The organism is Halolamina salina (genome assembly GCF_042678005.1).
GTDB lineage: Archaea > Halobacteriota > Halobacteria > Halobacteriales > Haloferacaceae > Halolamina > Halolamina salina.
Map to the genome: position 1 here is coordinate 1 of NZ_JBHUDH010000106.1, position 1,672 is coordinate 1,672.

Sequence of the window (1,672 nt, forward strand, 5' to 3'; positions counted from 1 at the left end):
TCTTCCGGTTTCACTTCTTTCGAACGCTACACCGGATAGCGACGGCTGTTCTCTGTTTTGCCGACTGTGGAGGCGGACTCCCACGATAGGGTTGGCCAGAACGGGAGTCCACCGACAAGCCTCGCCCTTTAGGGCGGGTGACGAATAAGATTCATGAGTATACTCCCTCGAACTACTATCGATAAATGGTCCCACTACTAACCCCACCTGAACTCGCTAATACATATGACCCACAGAAGCACGCCACTGGGGCAGAATTACTGAACGAATATCGAGACGCGATGGCGTGGCTTGAAGAACACCCCGATACAGGCCCAACCAAAGCAGCAGAAGAACTGGACTTACCCTACGGACGGATATATAATTGGATGAAGGGAAGTAAACCCGACCTAGTGAAGACGTGCGATGCCGCGTCGGAACTGGATTGGTTTGATGCGTCCATCCAGTCGCCCCTCGGAGGTGCATTCATCAACTTAGTTGCAGCTGTCCTGAGTGGCGGTACAATTGCTGAACGGGATTTTGCCCCGTCATTTATCCCTGAACCGGAAATTGAAGACGATGTGATCTCCGCTATTGAGACTCTTGGATTATCCCCGAGACAGATTCAACGGGAAGAGCGGGTCTCTGAAATCCGGCTCGAATCTCAGCATGCCCTCCTTGGTCGTGCGCTTGTCGCCCTTGGGTGCCCGACCGGGCCGAAAAACGAAACTGCATCTGTCGATCTTCCGGAGTATCTCACAGACGCAACTGATAGTCAACGACGCGACTTTGTCCGCATATACATCATCAACCGAGGGAGTCTCCACGGTGATGGGCTCGCAATAATGGAACAACGGACGACGAGCTATCGACGTGACCTTGCAGACTTATTCAGGTCCGTGATTGACGGTACGGTAACTGTTACTGAACGACGGATCTATCTCCCACAGGAGACTGTCTCCGGCCTGTATTTCGAGTACCCGAGGAACCCCCAAGATACGTGATGGTTTGTGGGCTGTCTCAGCATTTCGAGGTGGAGCCCCCAACCTCAAGGAGCGAACGGAGTGAGCAAGTAGGTCGGGGAGGAAACCGACATGGTACGACACAACCGCCACACTGCGACCGACTCCCGGGTATATAAGGACCGTTGGGTTCTCTCTGAAGTTATGGACGTGCGTCGAACCGCCGTCGTAAAACTCGCTGTTTCCGACGAGCAACGCGACGCACTCCACCGAACCGCCGAGCAATTCGAGAACGTGTTGTGCGCGGTAAGTCGAACTCAGGGCTCGCGGAGCGTCCCCACTGGTTTCCAAACGGATATATTCATGTGTTCTTCCGTAATCCTGATTGCTTCGAGTCGCATTCACTCTGGCAAATGAGCTCAACTGATTCTACACCGACTGAAAAACGAGTGCTTGAGTACATAGAGGGCCAACTCTGTGCTGGGGAAACATTTGCTAAGAGTCGGCATGTTGCGGGAAAACTCGGTATTTCAGCAAAAAAGGTTGGCGCAGTAATGGGTTCAATCGAAGATCTGGAGTCCGATCTTCAAGTGAAGAAATGGGGTGGGTCCTCCGACGGAACAACATGGTACATCAAACGAGTTAATCAAGAGTGAATATCCCTCCGTGCGGTACGGGAATAATGTCACTCAAGGTCAACCGCCTCGGGGTCAAGCCCCGAGGCTTGTCAG

General features: G+C 52.9%; 2 protein-coding genes. Both read left to right on the forward strand.

Annotated features, from left to right (window positions below):
• The first annotated feature begins 185 nt into the window (after positions 1-185).
• Positions 186-983, forward strand: a complete 798-nt coding sequence (locus tag ACFR9S_RS09595; protein WP_143077011.1) for a hypothetical protein — start codon at positions 186-188, stop codon at positions 981-983.
• A gap of 407 nt (positions 984-1,390) precedes the next feature.
• Complete coding sequence (locus tag ACFR9S_RS09600; protein WP_379818505.1) at positions 1,391-1,597, forward strand: DUF7123 family protein; 207 nt, start codon at positions 1,391-1,393, stop codon at positions 1,595-1,597.
• The last annotated feature ends 75 nt before the right edge of the window (positions 1,598-1,672 follow it).